Here is a 25,142-nt window from a genome sequence, read left to right on the forward strand (position 1 = left end):
CAGACACACAGATGGAAGGGTAAACAATGGCAAAACAAATTTTCGACTATGCCAATGGCGCCGAGCTGAAGTTGCCGGTGCTGGTCAAAGGCGCTGAAGTCCGCGTCGCCAAAAATGGTAAGAAGTTCATCGCATTCACATTCCAAGATCCTTCAGGCCATATTACGGCCAAATTTTGGGACGCGTCGGAAGACGACATTGCCCAATATCAGCCTGGCGTGGTGGTGCTGCTATCGGGTAAGCGCGAGCTGTACCAAGGCAAACCGCAGCTGAAAATTTACACCTTGCGCCTTGCCACGCAGGAAGAAGGCAATGATCCCGCCAACTTTGTCGAGCATGCACCGGAAAGCCAGGCGGATATGGGGGAAGAGCTGAATGACTTTATCTTCCAAATCACCAATGCCAATTGGAATCGCATTGTTCGCCGGCTGCTGGCTGACCACAAGCAGCAGTTCTTGACCTATCCCGCCGCCAAGTCTAATCACCATGCCTTTGCTGGCGGCTTGGCGTTTCACACGTTGAGCATTCTGCGTCTGGCCAAAAGCGTGGCCGGGCAGTATAGCCAGGTCAATAAGTCGCTGCTGTATGCCGGCGCGATTTTGCATGATTTGGGGAAAACCATGGAGCTCACCGGGCCAGTGTCGACCGAGTACACCATGGAAGGCAACATGATTGGCCACATTGTCCTGGTGGATGAAGCCATCGTCGAAGCGGCGCAAAGCCTGAAAATCGACATCCATGCGGAAGATATGATCATGCTGCGGCATATGATTTTGTCTCATCACGGCTTGCTTGAATATGGCTCGCCAGTCCGGCCTGAATTGCTGGAGGCCCAGATCCTGCATGACCTCGATGAGCTAGATGCCAGCATCAATATGCTGTCAACGGCGTATCAGCATGTTGATCCCGGCACCTTCACTGAGCGGTTATTCGGGATGGATAATCGCCGCTTCTACCGGCCAACGAATGGCCAGACCTATCCGGATCCCAGTGCAGAGCGGTAATCTAACTACCGTATCAACCACCAAAGCTGAGCCTCGCTGCTCAGCTTTTTTGATTCTGAGGACAAAAAAACACGGCCAACAGATGGCCGTGCCAGGATTGCTTGAGTGATTACTTGGAGCTTGAGCTAGAGCCAAGGTAGACAGACAGCACGTTCTTGAGATCAGAGTCCTTGATGTTGACGTCTGCTTTGGTCAGCACTTTCTTGATGACGCCGGTCATGATGGTTTCATCACTTTCCCAGGTTGTGTACAGCTGGTTGGTGAGGTCCTTCTTATGATCGCTCATCTTGCCTTTAGCGGGCACCTTGATCGCACGGATGATGTGGTAGCCGTAGCTCGTCTTAACCGCGGTTGTGGTGAAGTCGCCGGCTTTCTTCAGTTTGAAGGCGGCTGCCTTGAAGGTGGAGTCGAGCTGGGTGTCGGTGTTGTCAAACGCGGCCAGCTTACCAGCAGTGGAAGCCGTCGCGGTATCGGTTGAGTACTGCTTAGCTAACTTCTTGAAGTTGGCTGCGGTGTTGTCCTTTTGCAAGGCCGCAATCACTTCTTTAGCAGTATCTTCCTTAGCCACCAGAATGTGTTGAACCGTGATTTTCGGTTCGTACTTCTTCCATTGCTTCTTCAGTTGCGCTTCAGTTGGCTTCTTTTGCGCCTTGAGGGCTGCTTCTGAAAGCAGGGAGGTCTTGATTTGGGCCTTGAAGGACTTTTCCGTCAAGCTGTTTTGGCTCAATGCGGCGGCGAAGTCTTGGCCGGCATCCGTGTACTGTTTCTTGACGCTGTTGTATTGCTTGTTAACGGCAGCATCGGAAACTTTCTTGCCGTATTGCTGTTCAAGCGCCTTTTCAACGATCATGTTCCGCAGGGTGGCTTCACCACCGGTGCTGGAAGTCTTCATTTCGTTGTAAAATTCGTCCTTGGTGATCTTGGTGCCTTTCATGTTGGCGACAGTTTCACTGCCACTTGAGCAACCGGCTAATGACACGGCCAGTAAAATACCAGCGATGCCGGCGATCCACTTTTTCATAACGTACAGCCCACTTTCAATTTGGAATTTTGGTGCAACACTTTGTCTAATATACCACAATGCGCAAAGGCTCGATGGGATTTCACAGAACCTTCATAATTTCAGTTTTGTACTGGCTCAACGGGTTTGGGGTCAGCCGCCGCCGCGTTGATGTCATCCATGGCCTCGGCGATGGTATCCAAATGGGCCTGCATGGCTTTGGTGTGCGCCTCGGTTTGGAAGGCAAAATCCGTGGCACTATCGGTGATGTCTTTTAAGTTCGGGGCCAGGGTGGTTTGAATCTCCTGTTTCAAGTCGCTCAGCGCATGGCCAAAGCGCGTCACAGCATGTTGGACGTCAGTGGTGGCGTGAGTGAGGTCATCCGAGTAGGTGACCATGCTTTGCAGGCGCTGTGGCCCAGTTTTTTTGGCGGTTAACAACCCGTATGCAACCCCGGCGATGGCGCCGAGCAGAAAACCAGTTTTGAACTTCATCAGTCTTCAATCCTTTCGTGAATGGCTGCCGCGATGGCCTGCAGCTGCTTCGTGTCGTATTGGTCGGTGTGGTCGCCAAAGTGGATGGCAAAATCATCCTGGTCGGAGTAGCGTGGCAGCAGGTGAATATGAGAATGGAAGACGCTTTGGTAAGCCACGGTCCCATTGTTGTTCATGATATTCATGCCGACAATCCGCGGATCGCTGGCTTTAATGGCCTTGGCAATTTTAGGCACGCGGGAGAACACCGCGGCAGCTAGGTCGGCATCATAAGCAAAAATGTCCGGTACGTGCACCTTAGGCACTAGCAGCGTGTGGCCCGGTGTCACTTGTGAGATGTCAAGGAACGCTTTGACCACGTCATCTTCATAGACAGTGACGCTGGGAATGTCTCCCGCGATGATTTTGCAAAAAATACAGTCTTCAGCCATGGTGTTTTCCCTCTTTCGTAAACGTTTCGGTTATTTCCATGCTATCATAAAATCAAGTAAAAAGTAGCGGAAAGAGGACAGGCTTATGACATTGGCTTTGGAGAACGTGACCGGTGGTTATGGCAATTTACCGGTGATTAAGAATTTGAGTTTTGAAGTCCCGGATGGCCAAATTGTCGGCCTGATTGGGCTCAATGGGGCGGGCAAGTCCACCACCATCAAGCACATCATCGGGCTGCTCACCCCAATGCAAGGGGCCATCAAAATCGATGGCCAAACCCTGGCCGAGGCGCCTGAAGCCTACCGGCAGGCGATTGCCTATGTCCCAGAAACGCCGGTGCTGTACCCGGAATTGACTTTGAAAGAGCATCTGGAGCTGACGATGATGGCTTACGACTTAGACGCCACAGCCACTTGGCCGCGGGTCATTGAGATGCTCGAACAGTTCCGGCTGGCCAATAAGCTCGATTGGTTCCCCGCTAACTTCTCTAAAGGGATGAAGCAAAAGGTGATGATTGTGGCGGCCTTTATGACCAATGCCCGGCTTTATATCATTGATGAACCTTTTACTGGACTGGATCCACTAGCCGTGCATGATTTACTGGACCTTGTCGAGCTGAAGAAACAGGCGGGCGCCGCGGTGTTGATGTCGACCCATATTTTGGCGACGGCGCAGCAGTATGCGGATCAGTTCGTCTTGTTGAACAATGGCCAAGTCCGCGCCACAGGCGATTTGACGAGCTTGCAGACGCAGTTCAACTTGGCCGATGCTGACCTTGATGCCATTTACATGGCCATGACGAGGGAGGCATAAGCATGGGCACATTGTGGCGCACGCGCTTGCGGCAACATCAAAAACAACAATTTAAATATCTGCAGCTTGTCTTCAATGACCATTTTGTCCTGGTACTGGTGATATTGGTAGGCGCGTTGCTGTACGGCTACAGCCAGCTGGTGAAAACCCTGGTGCCTGCCTGGTGGCTGCGGCCGCTGCTGGCGCTGATTTTGACGGCGCTGCTGAGCTTCGGCCAGTTAGCTACGCTGGTCGCGCCGGCTGATGGCACGTTCTTGTTGCCCCAGACTTCCGCTTTTGCCAAATTTCTGTTTAAGGCGCGTCGGTATAGTTTGCTGCTGCCAAGCGTGGTGTTGGCCTTAGGGGCGTTGGCCAGTGTGCCGCTGCTGGCGGTATTGAAGATAGATCCTCTAAGCGGGGGCTTGACCCTCGCGGCGGCCTTAATCATGTTTAAAGATAGCGACTTATGGCTGGCACTGATCAGGTCTTATCAAGGGGCTTGGCCAATCTGGCTGCGGCGGGTGAGCTTGCTGGTGGTGGCCTTCGTCAGTGTGACGGCCGCGCTTTACTGGCATCCGGCATTAGCAATGGTGGTGGCTTTGGCTCTGGATCTGACTTTGCGCTGGCGCATTGGCGAGCACTTTGCCCCAGAGCGCCTCGACTGGCTGACCTTGATTGCCAATGAAGACAAACGGATGGATCGGCTGTATCGCTTCTATAATCTGTTTACCGATGTGCCAGGCCTGAGCGGCGGCGTGCGGCGCCGGCGGTGGTTAGATGGCATTGCTAAGCTGATTCGGCCCAACCACAGTCATACCTGGGCGTATCTGTACTGGCGGGGCTTTTTGCGGCAAACCACTTATCTGGGCCTCTATGTGCGGCTGGCCGTTGTGGGGGCTGCGGTCCTCATGTTGCTGAAGACTTGGTGGCTGGCGGGCTTGGTTGGCATCTTGTTTGTGTATTTAGTGGGCTTTCAGCTACTCCCACTGGCCGGGGCTTACGACGAAAATGTCTTCGCGCAACTTTACCCGGTACCAACGACGCAGCGGCCGCGGGCGTTCCAGCATCTGACTGGGGTGCTGCTCGGCCTTTTGGCAGTGCTGCTGGCTGTCGGGCCGGCGCTGATGGGGCGATGGCTGATTGCTGGCCTGGTTTTGGCCTGCGGCGCGGTGTTTGCTGGCGGTTTTGCATACTGGTATGTGCCGTGGCGGTTGCAGCGCCACTAAAAAGCGCTGGCCGGCCGGTGAGGGCTTGACGTCAGCGTAGGGCCTTGGGTAAGATGAAGTATCTGATTGTTCGGTCCCGATTTTTGGGGAAATTTTGGCCTTTGCTACAGGCAGCAGGGCCCAAGGAGGCGGCGGGCATTGTTTGATTTGGAACCGGGATGGTCGCTTGAGCCCATCGGTGGTACGACCGGCGGCGCCTTCATGGGCGTTTATGCCCATGAGAAATTCTTTTTAAAACGCAATGCGTCCCCCTTTTTGGCGGCCTTATCCGTTGAGGGCATTACCCCGAAACTGATTTGGACCAAACGCATGGCTACCGGTGATATTCTCACCGCCCAAGACTGGGTCAACGGTCAAACCCTCAGCCGCACGCAAATGAATTCGGCGATGGTGGCCAAACTGCTGGCTAAGGTGCACAATTCAGTGTTATTGCGCCGAATGCTCCGCAAAGTCGGCGGGCGCCCGCAAACCCCGAAACAGCTAGTGGACCACTATTTGGTCAATCTCGCCCCTGAGTTGCGCCAGCATCCACTGGTGCAAGCCACGATTGCGGCGTTGCATCACTTGCCGCCAGTCGCTACTGACTTGCGCGTATGCCATGGTGACCTCAACCACAAAAACTGGCTCTTATCCGATTCCCAGCAGCTTTACCTGGTCGACTGGGATCAAGCGAGCCTGGGCGATATCGCCTTTGATCTCAGCGTGGTTCTGATCAACTATGTGCCGCGCGGGGAGTGGCCCCAGTGGCTCGCCGCTTATGGCTGCGAACTGACTGATGATTTGCTGGCCCGCATCACTTGGTACGGCGAACTGCACTTGTTGCACGAAATTAATCAACAGCTTGGTCAGCAGCGTTATACCGAAATGAACCAGGCCCTGCGCCAGTTGCAACAACTGATGAAATAGACGAACGGACCCGAGCCAAATGCTCGGGTCCGCTTCATGTCGAGGATAGATTAAAGGAGATTAACGATTTTATGCGATTAAGAAACAAACCTTGGGCGGCGCCGCTCATTGCCGCCAATCCTGACCTGATCAGTGTGCGGCCAGTTGACATGGCAGGCAAATGGCAGGGGAAATTCAGCCAAACGCAACCGCTCTACTTAGAAGTGGGCTCCGGCAAAGGTCAATTCATTATCGAAATGGCCAAAGCCCATCCTGATCGCAACTACATTGCCTTAGAAATTCAGGAAGTGGCGATTGCGTACATCTTGCGCAAGCAGGTCGCCTTGCAACTGCCCAACCTGCACCTGGTGTTAGGGGATGGGGCAGATTTGACGGACTATTTTGCGCCTGCCGAAGTGGCCGGTTTGTTCTTGAATTTCTCCGATCCCTGGCCGAAGTCGCGGCACGAAAAACGGCGTCTGACTTATCGCCACTTTTTGCAGCAGTATCAAGCCATCATGGCGCCAAACGGGATTTTGCAATTCAAAACCGATAACCAGGGCTTGTTTGAATTCTCGATGGTTAGCATGAATAATTACGGCATGGTGTTTGACCTGGTGGCACTGGACCTCCATCACGATCCGCGGGTCACCGATAACATCGAAACCGAGTATGAGCACAAGTTCAGCAGTCAAGGCGGGCGTATTTATGAGCTGGTGGCGCGATTTCCCCAGGCTTAACGTTCAGCGCGGTTAAGGCTGAGTATATTGCCGGATTCGCTGACCTGGAAGCGATAGATGTCGTGGTCGGTGGTGACGCCGCCGCGATAACTGGCAACGATTTTGCCGGCGACCAGCGCGGCCTCCGGGGCCATCGTCATCCAGCCACCGGTGATTTGGGCAGGCTCGACAATGACCGGCTTGATCTGGTTAAACAGCCGATTTGGCAGCAGACGGTGCCAGTACAGGTGATTGAGTGCCTGCGCGCCGAGGCCGACCAAAGTGGCTGTCGCCACAAACGTTAGGGCTTGATGCGATTTTTTCATAAGGCAAGGCTCCTTCTTGTTTTCTTCAGTATAGCGGAAACTGCGCAGAAGGGCATTGCAAATTGGCTGGGAACGCCGTATAATTTCCTTATTAAAAGTTAGTAGGAGGCAAACATGAAAGAGTTTAGTTCAGACGCAGAAATCTTGACCGCAGCCAAGGCTGACGGCAAGCAAATGTTGTTCTTCACCGCCGGCTGGTGCCCAGATTGCGCTTTTATCAAACCGGCAATGCCTGAGATTGAAGCGGATTATCCAGACTATACCTTTATCAAAGTCGACCGCGATGATAATATTAAGGTCGCGCAAGAAATGGGCGTCATGGGAATCCCAAGTTTCATTGCCTTTGAAAACGGCAAGGAAATCGGGCGGTTTGTGAACAAAGACCGCAAGACCAAGCAGCAGGTCGAAGACTTCATCACGGGATTGCCCGCCTAAAACGTTGCAGGGAGGCAATTTTTTGATTACCACGTATAACAAACCAGCACTGGGCGATACTCTGATTGTGGTATTGGCTCAAGACACGGCTGAGGAAACCACCAAACAAGCGAACGGCATCACCGGCATTTATGATGCCAAAGGCGCGGCGCTTGGCTTCAACTTTTTCGACGTGGCGCGCTTTACGCCGGTTGAAGGTCAGGGGCAGGTCCACTTAACCGTTGACCAGATTAAGGTTTTGAACCAAGCCATCCAAGGTGCAGGCCTGACCGGCGCATTACCATTAGAAGAAACGCCAAAATTCGTGATTGGTAAAATCATTGATTTTCAGCCGCATCCTAAGTCCGATCACTTGCATGTGACTCAAGTGGACTTTGGCACGCATCAGGAGCAAATCGTCTGCGGCGCCCCGAACGCTGCTTTAGGCCAAACGGTGGTCGCCGCGTTGCCTGGCGCTATGATGCCTGATGGTAAAATTATCTGGCCTGGGGAATTGCTCGGCGTACCAAGTTTTGGCATGCTGTGCGCGGCGCGAGAACTCGCCATTCCAGGGGCACCAGCGGCCCGCGGCATTTTGCTGATGCCAGACGACCTTGCTGCCGGTAGCGAATTTGATTTTAAACAAGCAGAAGCAGTAGTTGCTGCTTCCTAACCACTTCGACTCGAGTAATCGAGTCTTTTTTTGGCTAAAAATTGTGGTTTTTGCTGGTGGGGCTAAGCATTCGAGCGGGCCTATGCTAAAATGAAAACAGCATGAAAAAGAGAGGAAGCGGACTATGCCGCATTATGATGGGCCTGCTTTTAACCGCAGCCACCACCCGCATTCAGAATATCAAGCAGCCAAGCCGGCACATCGGCCCACTGCGCCAGCGGCAGTCGCACCTGCGTATCAAGTCGATCCCTTTGACGCCTTGCAGACGCCGGCTAGTGTGGCGACGCGGCAGCAGCATCGGGTTAACTATGAACAAATTCGCGTCCAACTAGCCGTAGATCCCGCGCAGCTTTACGTTCTCGCCGCGCCAGATGATCAAACGCCTTGGGCTACTGATCAAACACCGCCTCAAGCCGAACCGACGCCCAATGCACCTGAAACACCGGGCGATGATGCCTTGTCAGCCCAGCCTGCGCCGGCCGCTACCAGTGCCACCAGCACCGCTGAAGCTCAGCCTGTTGTCTCATCCGAGGCGACTGACGCGACCGGCCAAGCGGCTGAGGCGATCACTTCGCAAACAGCGTCTGAAACAGCCTTAACCTCGCCAGTGCCGCAATTGAACACTGCCAGTGATGCCGCCCAGGCCGACCTCGATGCGCAGATCAGCGCCAATGCCGCGGCAGCAAGTACCGAAGACCAGCGACCGGCCACGGTGACGGAACTGGTGGCAAATGCCAAGCCGGAGTCGACAGCGACCCCACCGCGGCACCATGGCACCAGGCCTAATCCCTTCGCTGTGCGCGCTTCGGTGCGTGATTACTTGAAAATGAAGAAAGCGGCCGCCAAAGCTGCCAAGGAAAGCCAGCCAGCGCCCCAGGCGGCAGCCGCTAAACCACTGCCGTCAGCCCAAATGCGGCGCCAAACCGCACCGGTAGCGCCAGTTGCGGCCGAAAAGACAGCAACGAAGCAAGTGGTCCCCCCGACGGCTGCTTATCAGTTGCCGCCGCTTACCTTGTTGAGTGATCCCGTGCACCAAGATACCAGCGAGCAGCAGACCTGGGTCGCGCAGCAAACTGAAACCTTGAACGCAGCCTTGGCTTCATTCAACGTCGAGGCCCAAGTAGTGGCCAGCACCGTCGGCCCAACGGTCACTCAGTTTCAGATCAAGCTCGCTCCTGGGGTGAAGGTCAATAAAATCACCAACCTTACCGATGATTTAAAACTGGCACTAGCCGCTAAAGACATTCGCATCGAAGCGCCAATCCCTGGCAAAAGCACGGTTGGCATCGAAATTCCCAACCGCAAACCGCGCCCGGTGATGCTCAAAGAAGTGCTGGCGGCGCCAGCGTTCCAAACCGCGATCTCACCGCTAACCATTGCGTTAGGGGTGGACTTGTTCGGCAAGCCTGTGGTGACCAACCTCGCGAAAATGCCGCATGGTTTAATCGCCGGGGCTACCGGGGCCGGAAAATCGGTTTTCATCAACAGTCTGATTACCTCGCTACTTTACAAGGCAACGCCGCGGCAAGTGCGCCTGCTGCTGATCGACCCGAAAGCGGTGGAATTGGCCGTTTATAATGGACTGCCGCATTTGGTTGCCCCAGTGGTTTCGGATCCTAAAGCGGCCTCCGCCGCATTGAAGTGGGCGGTCGGCGAAATGGAAGCCCGCTACGAAAAAATGGCGGCGGCTAATGTCCGCAGCTTGGCGCAATTCAACGATAAAGCGCGGGCGCACGGCGATGACGCTGCGGTCATGCCAAGTATTGTGATCATCATCGATGAATTGGCCGATTTAATGATGGTGGCGGCCAGTGAGGTGCAAGATTACATCGCTCGCATCACCGCCAAGGCCAGGGCGGCGGGCATCCACTTGATTGTCGCCACCCAGCGGCCGAGTGTGGATGTGATTACCGGCACCATCAAGAATAACATTCCGACGCGGATTGCGTTTATGGTGGCCAGCCAGGTCGACTCGCGGACCATCATCGACCATGCCGGCGCCGAAACCTTGCTCGGCCGAGGCGACATGTTGTTCTTGGGCAACGGGGCCAGCCAGCCCATTCGCTTGCAAGGCACCTTCATCGACCGAGAGCTGGATGCGATTACTGATTTTGTCCGCAACCAACAACCACCGCAGTATCTGTTTGATCCTAGCCGGCTGGTGGCCAAGGCCCAGGCGATTGAGGCGCAAGACGAGTTGTTCCCACAAGTGCTGAGTTACGTGGCCAGCGAGCAAACCGTGTCCACGTCGCAGCTGCAGCGCAAGTTTGCCATTGGCTATAACCGCGCGGCGAAGCTGATCGATGAGCTAGAAATGCGGCATTATGTTTCACCCGCCAATGGTTCCAAACCGCGGGATGTCTATCTAAACAAAGAAGATTTGCCCCAGCCGCAGCCGCGGTAGGGCTTAAACGAAAGAGGCTACATGATGACAGAGGAAATTGACTACTTTATTGGTATCAAAGGTTCAGGCATGAGCGCGCTGGCGTTGATTTTGCATGATTTGGGCCATCAAGTCCTAGGCTCCGATATTACGCAGTACACCTTCACTCAAAAAGGGCTGGAAGCTGCGGGCATCGAAACATTGCCCTTTGATGCAGCGAATATCAAACCAGGCTACACGATTATCTGTGGGAACAGCTTCACCGATGAACATCCGGAAGTGAAGGCCGCCAAGGCGCTAGGTCTCAAGTTCTATCGTTATCATGAATACCTTGGCGAACTGCTGAGTCATTACACCAGCATTGGCGTTGCCGGTGCGCATGGCAAAACCAGCACCACCGGGTTGTTGGCCCATACCTTAAGCGGCATCGACAAAACCAGTTATCTGATTGGTGACGGCACCGGCAAAGGCACGCCAGATTCCAAATTCTTCGTGTTTGAAGCTGACGAATATCGCCGTCACTTTCTGGCTTACAGCCCTGATTATCTGATTATGACCAACATCGACTTTGATCATCCGGATTATTACACCGGCATTGAAGACGTGTACGATGCCTTTGAAACCGAAGGCAAGCAGGTCAAAAAGGCCATTTTCGCCTGGGGCGATGATCCTTGGTTGCGTAAGCTTGATGTCAAGGTGCCCGTATATTACTACGGCGAATCTGACCAAGATGATTACCAAGCCAAAAACATCAAGCGTACGCCGGAAGGTTCCAGCTTTGATGCCTATCATAAAGACCAACTGTTGGGCCACTTCTTCGTGCCGCTGTTCGGTGAACATAGTGTGCTGAACGCCTTGGCGGTGGTCGCGGTTAGCGATGCGGAAGGCCTGAATCCCGATTATATTGCCCGTGAGCTGGCAAGCTTCTCTGGGGTTAAGCGCCGCTTCTCGGAAACAGACATCAACGGTACGGTCATCATTGATGATTACGCGCACCATCCAAATGAAATCAAGGCGACCTTGGATGCGGCCCGCCAGAAGTTCCCGGACCGCGAATTGGTGGCGGTGTTCCAGCCGCACACTTATTCACGGACGATTGCTTACCTGGACGATTTTGCCCAAGTGCTGAGCCAAGCCGATGCGGTTTACGTGACCCCAATTTTTAGCTCCGCCCGCGAAACCTCTGGTTCGGTTAGCGCCGAAGATGTGGTCGCTAAACTGAAAAATGGCGGCGAAGTCCTGCATGAGGACGATATGACGTCGCTGCTGAAGCACAAAAATGCCGCGATTGTCTTCATGGGTGCCGGGGATGTGCAGAAATATGAGCGCGCTTTTGAGGCCAAACTTTAATATCCGCCTAAAGTCGTATCCGGTTGTTTGTTATCTTTGGTATACTGAGAGGCAAAGATTCATGAAAGGAATGATCTCATGCAAGAACGACGCGTCGTGAATGACACCGGCCTGGCCGGGTTCTTCAATCGAGTTTACAGTGTGATGGGCTCCGGGTTGTTACTGACCGCTGCGATTTCTTACTTGCTCGGCACTGTTTTTTATAACCAATATGCCAACTTTGTGGCAAACCACACCTTTATGTTTTACATCTTGCTGTTTCTGCCGATTTTCTTGTCCATGGGGGTCAACAGCCGCCGAGCGCAGGCCAATGCCGGTTATGCCGGGCTGATGTTTTATCTCATTTCCGCCTGCTACGGGACGACCTTTACGGTAATTTTGATTCAATATCAAAGTTCCATCGTGGCGATTTCATTTTTGACCACCGCGGTGATCTTCCTCACCATGTCGGTGGTAGGCCGCATTACGAAGCAAGATTTGAGTCGAGCTGGCGTCATTGCCACCTCGGCTTTGATCGGCGTCATCTTGCTGTCAGTGATTAACTTCTTCATGCAGTCCTCAGGCTTGCAGCTGATTCTGAGCTACGCGATTTTGGTCATTTTCATCGTCCTGACGGCGTTTGATACCCAAAAGCTCAAGACGATTTACATGTCCGCCAACCAAGAAGGCGGCTATGTGGTGAATACCAACACCCTGGCGATTCAGGGCGCGTTGGCTTTGTACCTGGACTTCCTGAACATCTTCCTAGTGGTGCTGCGCTTGTTCGGTGGCAGCTCCAGCCGTGACTAAATCTCGCTTACCTGGCTTCCTCTAGTAGAGGGGCCAGGTTTTTGATTCCAGCGGTTTGAGGTTTTGACCCGTTCTGCTAGGCAGGCTACTCGGCAGGCTAACACCGCCGCCCTCTGCGGCTTCTAGTTGCGCTCCGCAGCCTGCGTGAAGTTGCGCTCCGCCGAGCAACGGGGGAGCGTCTAGCTACGCTTGAGGCATTACCGCCTAAAACCTGCGGTAATGCCTCAAGCTAGGCTAGCCGTCCCCCTAAAAGCGCTCGGCTTCGCAGCGTGAAGTTTGTTATACTGGGTGTCAGAAGAGCCAATTTAGGAGGCTAACCATGGCACAAGAAAAATTACTGCTGATTGATGGGAGTTCACTGGCGTTTCGCGCTTTTTATGCGATGTACACCCAGATGGACCGCTTCACCACCAAAGATGGGTTACATACCAATGCCATCATGACGTTCAATAGCATGCTGGATAATGTGGTGGATCAATTCAAGCCAGACCACATTCTGGTGGCGTTCGATAAAAGCGGTGGGACATTCCGCACCAAGATGTTCAGCGACTACAAGGCGCAGCGCGATGCGGCGCCAAGCGAATTTCTTGAACAGTTGCCTTATATTCATGAGTTGCTCGACGACCATGGCATCAAGCATTACGCGTTGCAAGACTATGAGGCCGATGATGTGATTGGCACGCTGGCAAAGGCGGCCGACACGCGCGGCTGGCACACCGACATCGTCACGGGGGATCGGGATCTGACCCAACTGGCCACGCCATCAACGACCGTGCAGGTGACCAAAAAAGGGGTCGGCGACCTTGAAGCCTACACGCCAGCACATGTCGCCGAAAAATTTGAGCTGGAGCCTAAGCAGATCATTGATTTGAAAGGGCTGATGGGGGACACCTCGGACAATTATCCTGGGGTCACCAAAGTCGGCGAGAAAACCGCGCTGAAGTTGTTGCATCAATTTGGCTCGATTGAGAACCTGTACGCCAACATCGATGAGCTCAAACCCAGCAAGATGAAAGAAAACCTGGTGAACGACCAGGCCAATGCCGAGATGAGTAAGACACTGGCCACGATTGATCAGGCGGCCCCGCTCACGATTGGGTTGGATGATTTGGCGTACACCGGCCCAGACCTTGATGCGTTGCGTGAACTTTATACCAAGCTGGAAATGCGCCAGGCCTTGGCGCACCTGCCAGCAGCCACCGCGGAAAAGCAGGCGCCGGTGCATTTTGTGGTACTCACGGATGCCAATTTGGCTCAGCTGCCAGAAACGACTGACCCGGTGGCATTTGAACTTGAGATGTTGGAAGATAATTACCACACTGCCGAGCAAATTGGCTTTTTCATTGGCACAGCCGAAGAAACCTTTGTCAGCACCGATGTCACCTTGTTGACGCTGCCGAAGGTGCAAACTTGGCTGGCTGATCATCAGCTGACGGTGTTTGATGCCAAGCGCAACCTGGTGGCCGCAGAGCGGCTGGGTGTGAAACTACCGCAAATTGATTTTGACCTTTTGTTGGCTTCTTATTTGCTCAATCCAGACCAAAACAGCAATGACTTCGGCCAAATCGCGCAAGACCATGATTACAACTTACCGTTTGACGAGGCCGTTTATGGCAAAGGCGCCAAACGGAAGGTGCCCGACGATGAAACCTTGTTTGGCCATTTTGCCCGTAAAGCCAAAGCGCTCCTCACATTGCGGCCACAGTTACTCGCTGAATTGAAGGCTCAGGATCAACTGAGCCTCTTCACCGATATGGAGCTGCCACTGGCCAAAGTGTTGGCCCGCATGGAAATAATCGGCATCGTGCTGGACAGCAAGACCCTGCAAGGCCTTGGCGACCAATGGACCAGCACCATGCATGTACTTGAGGAAAAAATCTATGCCGAGGCTGGGCTGAAATTCAACTTGAATTCGCCGAAACAACTGGGTGAGGTGCTCTTTGAGAAACTGCAGCTGCCTGTGATCAAAAAAACCAAAACCGGTTATTCCACCTCAGTCGATGTGTTGGAACAGTTGCGTTCTGCTAGCCCGATTGTCCAAGATATCCTGGATTACCGCACGGTCGCCAAGTTGCAGTCGACTTACGTGGCTGGGCTGCTCAAGGCGGTCCATCCGGATCATAAAATTCATACCCGCTACTTGCAGACGCTGACCCAAACTGGCCGCCTGTCTTCGGTGGACCCGAATATGCAAAACATTCCGGCCCGCGACGAGGGCAAACAAGTGCGACGTGCGTTTGTGCCGGCCCACAAAGGGTGGCAAATTTTCTCCAGTGACTATTCCCAAATCGAACTGCGGGTGTTGGCCCATATTTCTGGCGACAAGAACATGCAAGAAGCCTTTAAGGAAGACCGCGACATCCACGCCAACACGGCCATGCGGATTTTCCACCTTGACTCGCCTGATGAGGTGACCCCAGACATGCGGCGCCAGGCCAAGGCGACAAATTTCGGGATTGTGTATGGAATTTCTGATTTTGGCTTGGCCAAAAACATCGGCATCACCCGCAAACAGGCCAAAGCCTTTATCGATGGCTACTTCGAGCAATATCCGCAAGTGCGTGACTACATGGACAAGATGGTGAAGGTGGCCCGCGAACAAGGCTATGTTGAAACCTTGTTCCATCGCCGCCGCTATTTGAACGACATCCACTCGCGCAACTTTAACCTGCGCAGTTTTGCTGAACGCACCGCGATGAACACGCCGATTCAAGGCAGCGCCGCGGATATCATCAAGGTGGCGATGATTCGGATGCAGGCGATGCTGGAGGAAAACCACCTCCAGTCGCGCATGCTTTTGCAGGTGCATGACGAATTGATTTTCGAAGGGCCGGAGGCGGAAATGGCCCAATTAGCGGCATTGGTGCCGAAAGTGATGGACTCTGCAGTGAAGCTGGCGGTGCCGCTTAAGGTGGAAAGCCACTGGGGCAAGACGTGGTTTGATGCTAAGTAAAAAAGCTGAGTCTGGGCGCCGACGCAGACGGGAAGAGGGACGTAATGCCAGAATTACCAGAAGTTGAAAATGTCCGGCTCGGCTTGACGAAGCTGATTGTCGGCAAAACGGTGGCGCAAGTCGGGACCGATTGGGAGAAAATCCTAGTCGGCGGGCTGGCCCTGTTTCAAACCACCTTGGCTGGCGCCACGGTGACCGGGATTGACCGGCGCGGCAAGTATCTGTTGATTCGCTTTGGCCAGTTGACCATTGTGTCGCACCTCCGCATGGAAGGTAAGTATCAACTGGCGCCAACCGTCGATACGCCAAAGCCACGGTTTCTGCATGTGTGGTTCACCTTCACCGATGGTAGTCAGCTGCGCTACCTTGATATGCGCAAGTTTGGCCGCATGCAGCTGGTGACCACCGGCGAGGAAACCAAGACCGTGGCCGGGCTGGCCAAAATGGGGCCAGAACCGACGGCTGCCACTTTTGACCTGAAGGCCTTCAAAGTAGCGCTGGGCAAACGCAAGGCACCAATCAAGTCGGTGATCCTCGATCAAACCGTGGTGGCTGGAGTTGGCAATATCTACGCCGATGAGACGCTGTGGCTGGCGCGCATCAATCCAGAGCAGGCGGCTAACACGTTGTCTGCCAAGGCGGTTAAGGCGCTGCATGATGCCATCATCGCTGAACTACGAAAAGCCATTACCCTTGGCGGCACCAGTGTCCATTCGTTCGTGGATGCCGATGGCCACCGCGGGGCGATGCAAGATCAGTTGCATGTTTATGACCGCGAAGGGACGCCTTGCGATCGCTGTGGCACCACCATTCTCAAAATCAAAGTCGGCCAGCGGGGCACGCATTATTGCCCGCACTGCCAGCCAAAGCGAGGCTAGGCAATGACATACTTACTGGGTTTAACCGGCGGCATTGCCACCGGTAAAAGTACCGTGGCGGCGGTGTTTCGCGTTGCTGGCTGTCCGGTGGTGGATGCTGATGTGATTGCCCGGCAAATTGTGCGACCTGGCCAACCGGCGCTGGCCGCGATTAGCCTAGCTTTTGGCCCGACCGTGATCAAACCTGATGGGACCTTAAATCGTAAGGCGTTAGGCGCGATTGTTTTCGCGGATCCGACCAAACTGGCCCAGCTCAACCGCATCGACAAGCCATATTTGCGTCAAGCCATTAATCAGGCTTTGGCGGCGGCCAAAGCCACTGGCGCAGCCGTGGTGGTGGGGGAAATTCCTCTGCTGTATGAAACGCAGTATGAATCGAGTTTTGATGGGGTGGCGGTGGTGAGCTTGCCGGCTGACCTCCAGCTCAAACGCCTGATGGCCAGAGATGGCTTGACTGAGGTTGAAGCCAAGCAACGTATCGCCGCCCAGATGCCGCTGGCCGAGAAAGTGGCCCGGGCCGATTTTGTCATTGACAATAGCCAGGGTGCGGTCGGCCGTGAGCGGCAAGTGGCGGCGATCCTAGCGCAATTGGCTAGGTGAACGTACTTGGCGGTCGTGGTATAATAGAGTATCAATTTATAAGAGGGTGTCTCATTGCTGTGCCCACATTGCCATCACAATAGTTCCCGAGTGGTCGATTCGCGGCCAACCGATGGCGGCCGCGCGATTCGGCGCCGCCGTGAATGCGAAAATTGCGGTTTTCGCTTCACCACATTCGAACGGGTTGAACAAACCCCACTTTTGGTCATTAAGAAAAACGGCACCCGCGAGGAATTCAGCCGTGAGAAGATTCTCAAGGGCCTGATTCGCGCCGCCGAAAAGCGGCCAGTGACGATGGAGCAGATGCAAGGCATCGTCGAAAACGTCGAAAATAAGCTGCGGGCGATTGGTGAAAATGAAGTTTCCAGTCAGCAAATCGGCGAATACGTTATGAAACAGCTTGCCGACGTCGATGATGTGGCCTACATTCGCTTCGCCAGTGTCTATCGCCAGTTTAAGGACATGTCTGTGTTTATGGATGAACTCCAAGACATGATGAAACGCGAAAAAGACAGTCACTAAGCAAGGAGTGGGCCGCGGCCGACTCCTTGTTTTGCCGTTATTAACTTATCGCTTGGAAAGGGGGCTGCTTCATGCGACCGCAAAATTACATGGCGCAAGATGATTATATTGTGGTGCAAGCCACTTATTTTAGTGACCATGATCAAGACGTGGTGGTCAATCTCTACCAACCCTTGATTGGACCGGTAGCCCTGGCCCTTTATTTGAGCTTGTGGCAAACCTCGCATGCCAAACCGCTGCGCTCCGACCGCAAAAAGCAAACGGCCTTGATGGATTTGCTGGGGGTCGATTTGGATACGCTGTATGACGCGCGCATTCACTTGGAAGCCATGGGGCTGATGAAAACCTACACCGCGGTTGATCAAAATGGCCGGTACTGGGCCTATGAGCTTTATCGGCCAGTGGCGGCGAATGCTTTTTTCCAAGACGACACGTTAAGCCTGTTGCTGTACGATCGTGTTGGCCAGACTCGGTACGACACGCTGGTCCAGCGCTACACCATCCACACGGTGAAGGCAGCGGCCTGGCAGGACGTGTCGGCGCAGCTGCTGGATGTCTTTCAGCTGACTTCAGTGGCCTTACCGGCGCCGGTTGTCGCTAGTCAGCAGGCGGTGGCGCAAAAGTCCCTACCAGAGGTGACCTTGAGCGACGGCGTTGGGTACGACTGGGCGTTGCTTGATCAGTTGCTGAGCCGCTCTGATTTGGCGGCGGGACAGGTGGCGAAAAATCGCAGCGCCTTGGCCCAGTTGGCCACGTTCTACGGGCTAACGCCGCCAGTTTTGGCACGCCACATCATGCAAGCAACGAGTCCGGTTTCGGGTCAGTTGGCGATGCCGCGCTTGAAGCAAATCATCGAGCAGACCTATGCCAAGCAGCGGCCGCATTTAACCGCCAAAACGGACGCTCCGGCCGCAGCTCCGAAGGCAGGTGGCAGCATCAAGCTGACCGCGCAGCAGCAAACCTTGCTGCAGCAGGCTAAAAGCACGCCGCCAAGGGAATTTTTGGAACAGGCCAAGCATGCAAAGAATCCAAACCTCTTTGTGGCCAGTTCAGAAACCCGAGCGGTGTCTCAGCTTGCCAGCCGCCAAGTGTTCGACAATGCCACCGTCAATATTCTGGTCGCCTACATCCTGCAAAATTACGATAGTGTCACCCAGGCCTTGATTGACAACATCGCTAACCGCTGGCTCGGTGAAAATGTCACCAGCCCCGAAGCGGCGCTTAAGGCGATTGATGATTATCAGGCCAAGCAGCGCAAGCCGAAACCGCGCGGCGGGCGGCCTAGTCGTCAAGAAGCGACGCCAGACTGGATGAAAAAGGACTATCAGCCGGCCAAAGAAACCGTCAGCGCGGCGACCAAGCAGGAATTAGCTGCGCAGCTAGCGGAACTTGAGGCACTGCGAAAGGAGCAAGGCCATGGAACCAATGAATGAGGAACTGAAAAAAGTCATGGATCCCCGGGCCATGACCGCTGCTTATCGTGATATGGTGAAAACCGCCGTGGCTGATCCCGAGGTTCAGGCTTTTTTAACCGCCAATCAAGCGGTGCTGGCGCCAGATGCGGTGACGCGTGGCGCCGCCAAAATCTATGAGTTTGTGACAGCGCGGGACCGGCTCCAAGCCGGCGACCCACTGATTGCCTCGGGTTATGCACCGCGGCTGATTGCTTCCAATGGCTTGATCGACATCACTTATGATGCCACGCCGGAAAAACTGGCGGCAGATGCGCGCCAGGCCCAAGCGAATTTGGTGACGGCGCTGAACATGCCGAAAGCCATCAAGCAAGCTAGCCTGCAAGGCTATGATCCCACGGAGCGCATGGCCGCCCTGGCTGCCGCGACCGGGTTCACTTTGGCCTTGGCCAAGGCGCCCCATGAGTTTCATCAAGGCTTGTACCTCACCGGGCCGTTTGGCGTGGGCAAGACCTACCTGCTAGGCGCCATTGCCAATGACTTGGCCGCGGCCGGCATTGCTTCAACCTTGGTGCATTTTCCGACTTTTGCCGTCGAAATGAAGGCCGCTATTGCCAGCAATCAGGTATTGCCGAAGATTAACACGCTCAAAACCGCGCCGGTCTTGATGATTGATGATATTGGTGCCGAGGCCCTGAGTCCTTGGGTCCGCGATGAAGTTTTAGGGGTTATTTTGCAGTACCGGATGCAGGAAGAGTTGCCGACCTTGTTTACCTCAAACAAAACCATGGCTGAGCTGGCCGACTTTTTGGCCGGGGCAGATGTGGGTAATAACGAGGCGCTCAAAGCGCAGCGGATCATGGAACGCATTCGCTTTTTGGCCAAGGAAATTCCGGTGGCCGGGGTGGATCGGCGTAACGGCTGACCTTAACTTTTTGCCCATGAAGCTTGCACACGTGTTTGCGCTGTGGTTTAATCTAGGTATCAAAGACGAAAGCTTTAAGGACCATGTTTCACCAGAGAGCCTCGGGCGTGGCTGTAAACCGAGACAAGACCTGATCCGCACCTCTTTCCGAGATTGCCAGCAATGGCCCCAAGCTCAGGTTACGAGCATTGAGAGGAAAGCAGTGCTTTCAAGTCGGGTGGAACCGCGATATTAATCGTCCCGAGTGTCAGAAATGACACTCGAGGCGATTTTTCTTTTGCCTTCGTCAGAAAAGGAGCAATACCTATGTCAATCAAAATTACCTTACCAGACAACAGCGTCAAAGAATTCGACGCTGGCATCACCACTGAAGGCGTCGCTAAGGCGATTGCCAACAGTTTGGCTAAAAAGGCCGTGGCCGGCAAGTTCAACGCGCAACTGATTGCTTTGAACCAACCTATTAACGAAGATGGTGCGCTGGAAATTATCACCAAAGACAGTGCAGACGGCTTGAACGTGCTGCGGCAAACTGGCGCCTTTGCGCTGGCTGCTGCGATCAAAGCGTTGCACCCAGAAGTTAAGCTGGGCCAAGGCGAAGCGACTGACGATGGGTTCTTCTACGATACCGACCGTCAGGAAGGCCAGTTGACGGTGGACCAACTGCCTGCCATCAGCGACAAAATTAATGCGTTGGTGAAGGCTAACGCGCCAATCGAAGCCGTTAGCATGAGCAAGTCCGACGCCAAAAAGGCTTTTGCTGATGAACCTTACAAGCTGGAATTGATCGATGCCGCGGCTGGCGATACCATCAGCGGCTATCAATTAGGCGACTTCTTCGATTTTGAAGAAGCAGTGGTACTGCCAAGTCTCAAAGACTTGAAGCACTTCACCCTACTGTCTGTCGCTGGCGCCTACTGGCAGGGTAAGTCTTCCAACCCAATGCTGCAGCGGATTTATGCCACAGCCTACTTCAAAGAAGCTGACCTGGAAGCCGATGCTAAGCAGCGCCAAGAAGCCCGTGACCGCGATCACCGCGCCATTGGCCGTGATCTGGACCTGTTCTTCGTGGATCCTAAGGCCGGCTCTGGCTTGCCATACTGGATGCCAAATGGGGCCACCATCCGCCGCGTGATTGAACGCTACATCATCGACAAGGAACTGGCCGATGGCTACGAACATGTTTACACGCCAGTGCTCGCTAACTTGGATCTGTACAAGACTTCTGGCCACTGGGCGCATTACCGCGAAGACATGTTCCCGCCAATGGACATGGGCGATGGCGAAATGCTGGAACTGCGGCCAATGAACTGCCCAAGCCACATTCAGATTTACAACCACCACATCCGTTCCTACCGCGAACTGCCATTGCGCATTGCGGAACTGGGGATGATGCACCGCTATGAAAAGTCCGGCGCCTTGTCTGGTTTGCAGCGCGTGCGGGAAATGACCTTGAACGATGGTCACACCTTCGTGGCGCTGGATCAAGTGCAGGACGAATTCAAGAAGATTTTGCGGTTGATTATGGATGTCTATGAAGACTTCAACATCTCCGATTACACCTTCCGCTTGTCCTACCGCGACCCGAAGAACACTGAAAAGTACTTCGATGACGATGAAATGTGGACCCGTAGCCAAAGCATGCTGAAAGGCGCGATGGATGACTTGGGTCTGGATTACTATGAAGCAGAAGGCGAAGCCGCCTTTTACGGGCCAAAGCTGGACATTCAAACCAAGACGGCGCTGGGCAACGAGGAAACCATGTCCACCATCCAACTGGACTTCATGCTGCCTGAACGCTTCGATTTGACCTATGTCGGTAAAGATGGCCAAGAACACCGGCCAGTCATGATTCACCGTGGGATTGTCGGGACCATGGAACGCTTCATCGCTTACCTGACGGAAATCTACAAAGGCGCCTTCCCAACCTGGTTGGCGCCGAAGCAAGTTGAGATCATCCCAGTTTCCTTGGATGAACACCTCGACTATGCCAAGTTGATCGAAACCGAAATGCGCAAGGCCGGTCTGCGCGTTGAGCTGGATGCCCGCAACGAAAAGATGGGCTACAAGATCCGCGAAGCGCAAACCCAGAAGATTCCTTACACCGTCGTTGTCGGCGAAAAAGAAGTCAACTCAGCTGCCGTATCGGTGCGGCGCTATGGTGAAAGCGACGCCGAGGAAATGCCAGCCAACATGTTCTTGGAATCCGTCAAGGCTGAAATCAAGAATTACAGCCGTGATGGCAAGCAAAAGCGCGGCGCTGGTAAGAACCTGTAAACTTTAGCTGTGAAGGTAGCCGCGGCTGGCGGTACCGGGCTCCGTTCGGGGCTGTGGGCCTGCTGTGCGGGCGGGTGGAGCCACAAAGCGGTCTCCAACCTAGTTTTGAAGCCGCAGTCGCTGGATAACAGTATGGGCAGACAGCAGTTATAGTTGACAATACTGTTTCTTCCGTGATTGAGTGAAGCCGCGCAGGTTGGCAAACAACTCAAAGCGCTGGCCACCACGTTCCAGCCCCTTGCTGCGGAAGCTGGCCTACCCGGCAGTGCTCGCACGATAGAAACGTTTGACACCGGAGACCAGAGTGCGTATACTAATAGAGTTGAGAAAAAGTAGAAGTTCCCGCTTCTCACCCAAGCCACTGGCCTCTAGGTTGATATGATCGGTATTTAACGATGCGGCGGGGCTTTCTGAGCTCCGCCGCATTCTCTTTTTCTCGAAATTAATTCGGAGGTGAACTGCCATAGCACGAGAAGTGATGGTCAATGATGGGATTCGCGCCCGCGAAGTGCGTTTGATCTCTCAAACCGGTGAACAGCTCGGCGTCAAGAGTACGCGCGACGCCATGGAACTTGCATCAAGCGCAAACTTGGATTTAGTCTTGGTTTCACCAACTGCTAAGCCGCCAGTTGCCCGCATTATGGATTACGGGAAGTTTCGGTTTGAGCTTCAAAAGAAGCAGCGCGAAGCACGCAAGAAGCAAAAAACCATCAGCATCAAGGAAATCCGCCTGAGCCCAACGATTGGCGAAGCAGATTTCAACACTCGGCTTAAGAACGCATCGAAGTTCCTTGAGAAGGGTGACAAAGTCAAGGTTTCGGTTCGGTTCCGGGGCCGTGCAATCACCCATAAGGACTTGGGGCAAAAGGTCCTCGAACAAATGGCTAAGGCCGTTAGCGACCTGGCTAATGTTGAAGCCCGTCCGAAGATGGACGGTCGTAGCATGTTCATGATGCTCGCACCAAAGGTCGATCCGAACAAAAAGTAGGCGACCGACCTGATCGCATTGCGACTGGGTGAACATAAGTATTAGGAGGAAAATAGTCATGCCAAAATTCAAGACACACCGTGCATCAGCCAAGCGTTTCAAGCGCACCGCCAGTGGTGCTTTGAAGCGGGGCCACGCATACACGAGCCACCGTTTCCACGGTAAGACCAAGAAGCAGCGTCGTCAGCTGCGCAAGTCAGGTTTGGTATCCCACTCAGATATGAAGCGGATCCGCCAGATGATGAGTCAGATGAAGTAATTGCGTGACTAATTTCACGCTTTCGAGTTCGCTTAATGATTTGAGGAGGAATTTCAAATGCCACGTGTAAAAGGTGGAACAGTAACACGCAAACGTCGTAAAAAGGTTTTAAAGCTCGCTAAGGGTTACCGCGGCGCCAAGCACCTGTTGTTCAAGGCAGCTAATGCCCAGGTCATGGTTTCCTATCGTTACGCTTTCCGCGATCGTCGCGCTACCAAGCGTAACTTCCGCTCCCTGTGGATTGCCCGGATCAACGCTGCTGCGCGGATCAATGGTCTTTCCTACAGCAAGTTGATGCACGGCTTGAAGGTCGCTAACATCGACATGAACCGCAAGATGCTTGCGGACATCGCGATTGCTGATCCAGACAGCTTTGCTGCCTTGGCAGAAACCGCTAAGAAGGCTTTGGCTTAAGCCAAACCCCAACGCCGCCTCGTCGTAGGCGGCGTTTTTGATTCCAGCAATGATCAGTCACCGGAATTTTTTCTCCCAAGGCCTAGAAAACGCTTTCGTAACCTGATAAACTGGTAGTAAGAACGATTGTGAACAAGATAATCGTTCAAAACCAAATAATCGGATACGGGGTGGAAATTATGCCAACACCATTTGTTACCAGTAGTGCCGAAGCACCCATCGATGTCATCAATGTGTTTGACCTAGAAGCAGCGGCGGCCAAAGTGATTCCTCAGGGCGCTTATGGTTACATATCTAGCGGGGCGCAAGATCTTTATACCATCAAAGAAAACATCAAGGCGTTCAATCATCAGTTGGTGGCACCAAGAGTCTTGCAGGAAATCGCGTTTCCCGCAGACATGCATACCGACTTTATGGGCCACCGGTTGACCAGTCCCATCATCATGGCGCCAGTCGCCGCTCACAAGCTGGCCAATACCCAAGGGGAAGTGGCCACGGCCCGCGGGGTGGCCAAGCATGGAACGATTTTTACCATCAGTTCGTTTGCTAGTGAGACTTATGAAGCGCAAGCGGCTGAGCGCGGTGATCAGCCGCAATGGTTTCAGTTGTACCAGAGTAAAGATGATGCGGTGACCAAGCAGATGCTCGACACTGCCAAAGCCAATGGGGCCGAAGTGATCGTGTTGACCGCAGATGCGACGGTGGGCGGCTACCGCGAGGCGGATAAGCGCAATCACTTCACCTTCCCGGTTGGGCTGCCAATTGTGCCCTACCAAGACGGGCAGGATCAAACGATGGATGCCGTTTATAAGTCTGCCAAGCAGGCGCTGGGACCGCGGGATATCGCCTTGATTAAGGATTATTCGGGGTTGCCGGTGTATGTCAAAGGGGTGCAAACCGCTGCCGATGCGGAAATTGCGATTCGCGCCGGGGCTGATGGCATTTGGGTCTCTAACCATGGCGGGCGGCAGCTCGATGGTGGCGTTGCTTCCTTTGATGCCTTGCAGGTGGTCGCCAAAGCTGTGGCCAAACGCGTACCGATTGTTTTTGATTCTGGCGTCCGCCGCGGGATGCATGTGTTCAAAGCATTAGCGAGTGGCGCGGACCTCGTGGCAATTGGGCGGCCGGTCATTTACGGCTTAGCCTTGGGCGGTAGTCAAGGCGTCGAAGCCGTGTTTGAGGAATTGGAAAATGAGTTGCTCATCGCGATGCAACTGACTGGGGCGCATAATGTCGATGAAATCAAGCACACCCAGCTGATTCCTAATCAATATGCTGATTAATAAAAACCACCCGTAAAACGGGTGGTTTTCACTGGGGCTATAAGCCCCCGCTACTGGCTGCGTCTCAAGGCGCTGGCCTCATTCACTGCGTTCAAGGCCTACTGCGATTGCCACTTTAACTGCCTCTGGAAGAGGCTCGTGTCCCAA

General features: G+C 53.9%; 25 protein-coding genes. 21 read left to right on the forward strand and 4 right to left on the reverse strand.

Annotated features, from left to right (window positions below; translation table 11 throughout):
• Positions 1-26 precede the first annotated feature (26 nt).
• Positions 27-1,004 (forward strand): 3'-5' exoribonuclease YhaM family protein, encoded by a 978-nt coding sequence (locus EKM90_RS10240; protein WP_125582301.1) that lies wholly within the window; start codon positions 27-29, stop codon positions 1,002-1,004.
• A gap of 109 nt (positions 1,005-1,113) precedes the next feature.
• Here the strand turns inward: EKM90_RS10240 and EKM90_RS10245 are convergent, their stop codons facing one another.
• From EKM90_RS10245 to EKM90_RS10255, 3 genes are all read right to left on the reverse strand, one after another.
• Positions 1,114-2,025 carry a peptidylprolyl isomerase gene (locus tag EKM90_RS10245; protein ID WP_125582303.1) on the reverse strand — a complete coding sequence of 304 codons (912 nt, stop codon included), beginning with the start codon at positions 2,023-2,025 and terminating at the stop codon, positions 1,114-1,116.
• Between the two features lie 101 nt (positions 2,026-2,126).
• Positions 2,127-2,498, reverse strand: a complete 372-nt coding sequence (locus EKM90_RS10250) for a YtxH domain-containing protein (RefSeq protein WP_125582304.1) — start codon at positions 2,496-2,498, stop codon at positions 2,127-2,129.
• Positions 2,498-2,929: an HIT family protein gene (locus tag EKM90_RS10255; RefSeq protein WP_125582306.1), complete on the reverse strand. Its 432-nt coding sequence runs from the start codon at positions 2,927-2,929 to the stop codon at positions 2,498-2,500. Before EKM90_RS10255 ends, EKM90_RS10250 begins: the two co-directional genes overlap by 1 nt.
• 85 nt (positions 2,930-3,014) lie before the next feature.
• Between EKM90_RS10255 and EKM90_RS10260 the strand changes: the two genes are divergently transcribed.
• From EKM90_RS10260 to trmB, 4 genes are all read left to right on the forward strand, one after another.
• Positions 3,015-3,743 carry an ABC transporter ATP-binding protein gene (locus EKM90_RS10260; RefSeq protein ID WP_125582308.1) on the forward strand — a complete coding sequence of 243 codons (729 nt, stop codon included), beginning with the start codon at positions 3,015-3,017 and terminating at the stop codon, positions 3,741-3,743.
• Positions 3,744-3,745: 2 nt separating this feature from the next.
• Positions 3,746-4,948, forward strand: coding sequence for an ABC transporter permease (locus tag EKM90_RS10265; RefSeq protein ID WP_125582310.1), 1,203 nt, complete (start codon positions 3,746-3,748; stop codon positions 4,946-4,948).
• A gap of 138 nt (positions 4,949-5,086) precedes the next feature.
• Complete coding sequence (locus EKM90_RS10270; protein ID WP_225422827.1) at positions 5,087-5,854, forward strand: phosphotransferase family protein; 768 nt, start codon at positions 5,087-5,089, stop codon at positions 5,852-5,854.
• A gap of 71 nt (positions 5,855-5,925) precedes the next feature.
• Positions 5,926-6,573 carry a tRNA (guanosine(46)-N7)-methyltransferase TrmB gene (gene trmB, locus EKM90_RS10275; RefSeq protein WP_125582312.1) on the forward strand — a complete coding sequence of 216 codons (648 nt, stop codon included), beginning with the start codon at positions 5,926-5,928 and terminating at the stop codon, positions 6,571-6,573.
• Here the strand turns inward: trmB and EKM90_RS10280 are convergent.
• Positions 6,570-6,878: a hypothetical protein gene (locus tag EKM90_RS10280; RefSeq protein ID WP_125582314.1), complete on the reverse strand. Its 309-nt coding sequence runs from the start codon at positions 6,876-6,878 to the stop codon at positions 6,570-6,572. The two genes, trmB and EKM90_RS10280, sit on opposite strands and share 4 nt — an antisense overlap.
• Positions 6,879-6,992: 114 nt before the next feature.
• On the opposite strand from EKM90_RS10280, the gene EKM90_RS10285 reads away from it, so the two are divergent.
• The 16 genes from EKM90_RS10285 to EKM90_RS10360 all read left to right on the forward strand — a co-directional run bounded on the left by EKM90_RS10285 (position 6,993) and on the right by EKM90_RS10360 (position 24,995).
• The gene (locus tag EKM90_RS10285; protein WP_125582316.1) at positions 6,993-7,313 is read left to right on the forward strand and encodes a thioredoxin family protein; all 321 of its coding nucleotides are present in this window, start codon (positions 6,993-6,995) and stop codon (positions 7,311-7,313) included.
• A 22-nt stretch (positions 7,314-7,335) separates the two neighbouring features.
• On the forward strand, positions 7,336-7,965 hold the full coding sequence (gene ytpR / locus EKM90_RS10290; RefSeq protein WP_125582318.1) for a YtpR family tRNA-binding protein: 630 nt from the start codon (positions 7,336-7,338) through the stop codon (positions 7,963-7,965).
• A 124-nt stretch (positions 7,966-8,089) separates the two neighbouring features.
• Positions 8,090-10,369 (forward strand): DNA translocase FtsK, encoded by a 2,280-nt coding sequence (locus tag EKM90_RS13210; protein ID WP_125582320.1) that lies wholly within the window; start codon positions 8,090-8,092, stop codon positions 10,367-10,369.
• A 24-nt stretch (positions 10,370-10,393) separates the two neighbouring features.
• Positions 10,394-11,698, forward strand: a complete 1,305-nt coding sequence (gene murC / locus EKM90_RS10300) for a UDP-N-acetylmuramate--L-alanine ligase (protein WP_125582322.1) — start codon at positions 10,394-10,396, stop codon at positions 11,696-11,698.
• 78 nt (positions 11,699-11,776) lie between these two features.
• Positions 11,777-12,487 carry a Bax inhibitor-1/YccA family protein gene (locus EKM90_RS10305; RefSeq protein WP_125582324.1) on the forward strand — a complete coding sequence of 237 codons (711 nt, stop codon included), beginning with the start codon at positions 11,777-11,779 and terminating at the stop codon, positions 12,485-12,487.
• A 319-nt stretch (positions 12,488-12,806) separates the two neighbouring features.
• On the forward strand, positions 12,807-15,440 hold the full coding sequence (gene polA, locus EKM90_RS10310) for a DNA polymerase I (protein ID WP_125582326.1): 2,634 nt from the start codon (positions 12,807-12,809) through the stop codon (positions 15,438-15,440).
• Between the two features lie 44 nt (positions 15,441-15,484).
• The gene (gene mutM / locus EKM90_RS10315; protein WP_125582328.1) at positions 15,485-16,318 is read left to right on the forward strand and encodes a DNA-formamidopyrimidine glycosylase; all 834 of its coding nucleotides are present in this window, start codon (positions 15,485-15,487) and stop codon (positions 16,316-16,318) included.
• Positions 16,319-16,321: 3 nt separating this feature from the next.
• Positions 16,322-16,918, forward strand: a complete 597-nt coding sequence (gene coaE / locus EKM90_RS10320) for a dephospho-CoA kinase (RefSeq protein WP_125582330.1) — start codon at positions 16,322-16,324, stop codon at positions 16,916-16,918.
• A 54-nt stretch (positions 16,919-16,972) separates the two neighbouring features.
• On the forward strand, positions 16,973-17,440 hold the full coding sequence (gene nrdR / locus EKM90_RS10325; protein ID WP_125582332.1) for a transcriptional regulator NrdR: 468 nt from the start codon (positions 16,973-16,975) through the stop codon (positions 17,438-17,440).
• Positions 17,441-17,511: 71 nt separating this feature from the next.
• On the forward strand, positions 17,512-18,873 hold the full coding sequence (locus EKM90_RS10330; RefSeq protein WP_125582334.1) for a DnaD domain protein: 1,362 nt from the start codon (positions 17,512-17,514) through the stop codon (positions 18,871-18,873).
• Positions 18,857-19,777 carry a primosomal protein DnaI gene (gene dnaI, locus EKM90_RS10335; RefSeq protein WP_125582336.1) on the forward strand — a complete coding sequence of 307 codons (921 nt, stop codon included), beginning with the start codon at positions 18,857-18,859 and terminating at the stop codon, positions 19,775-19,777. The genes EKM90_RS10330 and dnaI overlap by 17 nt, the downstream gene beginning before the upstream one ends.
• A gap of 306 nt (positions 19,778-20,083) precedes the next feature.
• The gene (gene thrS, locus EKM90_RS10340; protein ID WP_125582337.1) at positions 20,084-22,051 is read left to right on the forward strand and encodes a threonine--tRNA ligase; all 1,968 of its coding nucleotides are present in this window, start codon (positions 20,084-20,086) and stop codon (positions 22,049-22,051) included.
• A 478-nt stretch (positions 22,052-22,529) separates the two neighbouring features.
• On the forward strand, positions 22,530-23,039 hold the full coding sequence (gene infC, locus EKM90_RS10345) for a translation initiation factor IF-3 (RefSeq protein ID WP_125582339.1): 510 nt from the start codon (positions 22,530-22,532) through the stop codon (positions 23,037-23,039).
• A 58-nt stretch (positions 23,040-23,097) separates the two neighbouring features.
• Positions 23,098-23,298: a 50S ribosomal protein L35 gene (rpmI, locus tag EKM90_RS10350; RefSeq protein WP_125582341.1), complete on the forward strand. Its 201-nt coding sequence runs from the start codon at positions 23,098-23,100 to the stop codon at positions 23,296-23,298.
• 57 nt (positions 23,299-23,355) lie between these two features.
• Positions 23,356-23,712 carry a 50S ribosomal protein L20 gene (rplT, locus tag EKM90_RS10355; protein ID WP_125582343.1) on the forward strand — a complete coding sequence of 119 codons (357 nt, stop codon included), beginning with the start codon at positions 23,356-23,358 and terminating at the stop codon, positions 23,710-23,712.
• Positions 23,713-23,891: 179 nt separating this feature from the next.
• Positions 23,892-24,995, forward strand: a complete 1,104-nt coding sequence (locus EKM90_RS10360) for an alpha-hydroxy-acid oxidizing protein (RefSeq protein WP_125582345.1) — start codon at positions 23,892-23,894, stop codon at positions 24,993-24,995.
• Positions 24,996-25,142 lie beyond the last annotated feature (147 nt).

Origin of the sequence: Lacticaseibacillus suibinensis (genome assembly GCF_003946175.1) — a bacterium.
GTDB classification, from domain to species: domain Bacteria; phylum Bacillota; class Bacilli; order Lactobacillales; family Lactobacillaceae; genus Lacticaseibacillus; species Lacticaseibacillus suibinensis.

Bases quoted from the DNA above. Each gene is read 5' to 3' on its own strand.
- EKM90_RS10240 (WP_125582301.1), top strand. From the start codon at position 27: ATGGCAAAACAAATTTTCGACTATGCCAATGGCGCCGAGCTGAAGTTG.
- EKM90_RS10245 (WP_125582303.1), bottom strand. From the start codon at position 2,025: ATGAAAAAGTGGATCGCCGGCATCGCTGGTATTTTACTGGCCGTGTCA.
- EKM90_RS10250 (WP_125582304.1), bottom strand. From the start codon at position 2,498: ATGAAGTTCAAAACTGGTTTTCTGCTCGGCGCCATCGCCGGGGTTGCA.
- EKM90_RS10255 (WP_125582306.1), bottom strand. From the start codon at position 2,929: ATGGCTGAAGACTGTATTTTTTGCAAAATCATCGCGGGAGACATTCCC.
- EKM90_RS10260 (WP_125582308.1), top strand. From the start codon at position 3,015: ATGACATTGGCTTTGGAGAACGTGACCGGTGGTTATGGCAATTTACCG.
- EKM90_RS10265 (WP_125582310.1), top strand. From the start codon at position 3,746: ATGGGCACATTGTGGCGCACGCGCTTGCGGCAACATCAAAAACAACAA.
- trmB (WP_125582312.1), top strand. From the start codon at position 5,926: ATGCGATTAAGAAACAAACCTTGGGCGGCGCCGCTCATTGCCGCCAAT.
- EKM90_RS10280 (WP_125582314.1), bottom strand. From the start codon at position 6,878: ATGAAAAAATCGCATCAAGCCCTAACGTTTGTGGCGACAGCCACTTTG.
- EKM90_RS10285 (WP_125582316.1), top strand. From the start codon at position 6,993: ATGAAAGAGTTTAGTTCAGACGCAGAAATCTTGACCGCAGCCAAGGCT.
- EKM90_RS13210 (WP_125582320.1), top strand. From the start codon at position 8,090: ATGCCGCATTATGATGGGCCTGCTTTTAACCGCAGCCACCACCCGCAT.
- murC (WP_125582322.1), top strand. From the start codon at position 10,394: ATGACAGAGGAAATTGACTACTTTATTGGTATCAAAGGTTCAGGCATG.
- EKM90_RS10305 (WP_125582324.1), top strand. From the start codon at position 11,777: ATGCAAGAACGACGCGTCGTGAATGACACCGGCCTGGCCGGGTTCTTC.
- polA (WP_125582326.1), top strand. From the start codon at position 12,807: ATGGCACAAGAAAAATTACTGCTGATTGATGGGAGTTCACTGGCGTTT.
- mutM (WP_125582328.1), top strand. From the start codon at position 15,485: ATGCCAGAATTACCAGAAGTTGAAAATGTCCGGCTCGGCTTGACGAAG.
- coaE (WP_125582330.1), top strand. From the start codon at position 16,322: ATGACATACTTACTGGGTTTAACCGGCGGCATTGCCACCGGTAAAAGT.
- EKM90_RS10330 (WP_125582334.1), top strand. From the start codon at position 17,512: ATGCGACCGCAAAATTACATGGCGCAAGATGATTATATTGTGGTGCAA.
- dnaI (WP_125582336.1), top strand. From the start codon at position 18,857: ATGGAACCAATGAATGAGGAACTGAAAAAAGTCATGGATCCCCGGGCC.
- thrS (WP_125582337.1), top strand. From the start codon at position 20,084: ATGTCAATCAAAATTACCTTACCAGACAACAGCGTCAAAGAATTCGAC.
- infC (WP_125582339.1), top strand. From the start codon at position 22,530: ATGGTCAATGATGGGATTCGCGCCCGCGAAGTGCGTTTGATCTCTCAA.
- rpmI (WP_125582341.1), top strand. From the start codon at position 23,098: ATGCCAAAATTCAAGACACACCGTGCATCAGCCAAGCGTTTCAAGCGC.
- rplT (WP_125582343.1), top strand. From the start codon at position 23,356: ATGCCACGTGTAAAAGGTGGAACAGTAACACGCAAACGTCGTAAAAAG.
- EKM90_RS10360 (WP_125582345.1), top strand. From the start codon at position 23,892: ATGCCAACACCATTTGTTACCAGTAGTGCCGAAGCACCCATCGATGTC.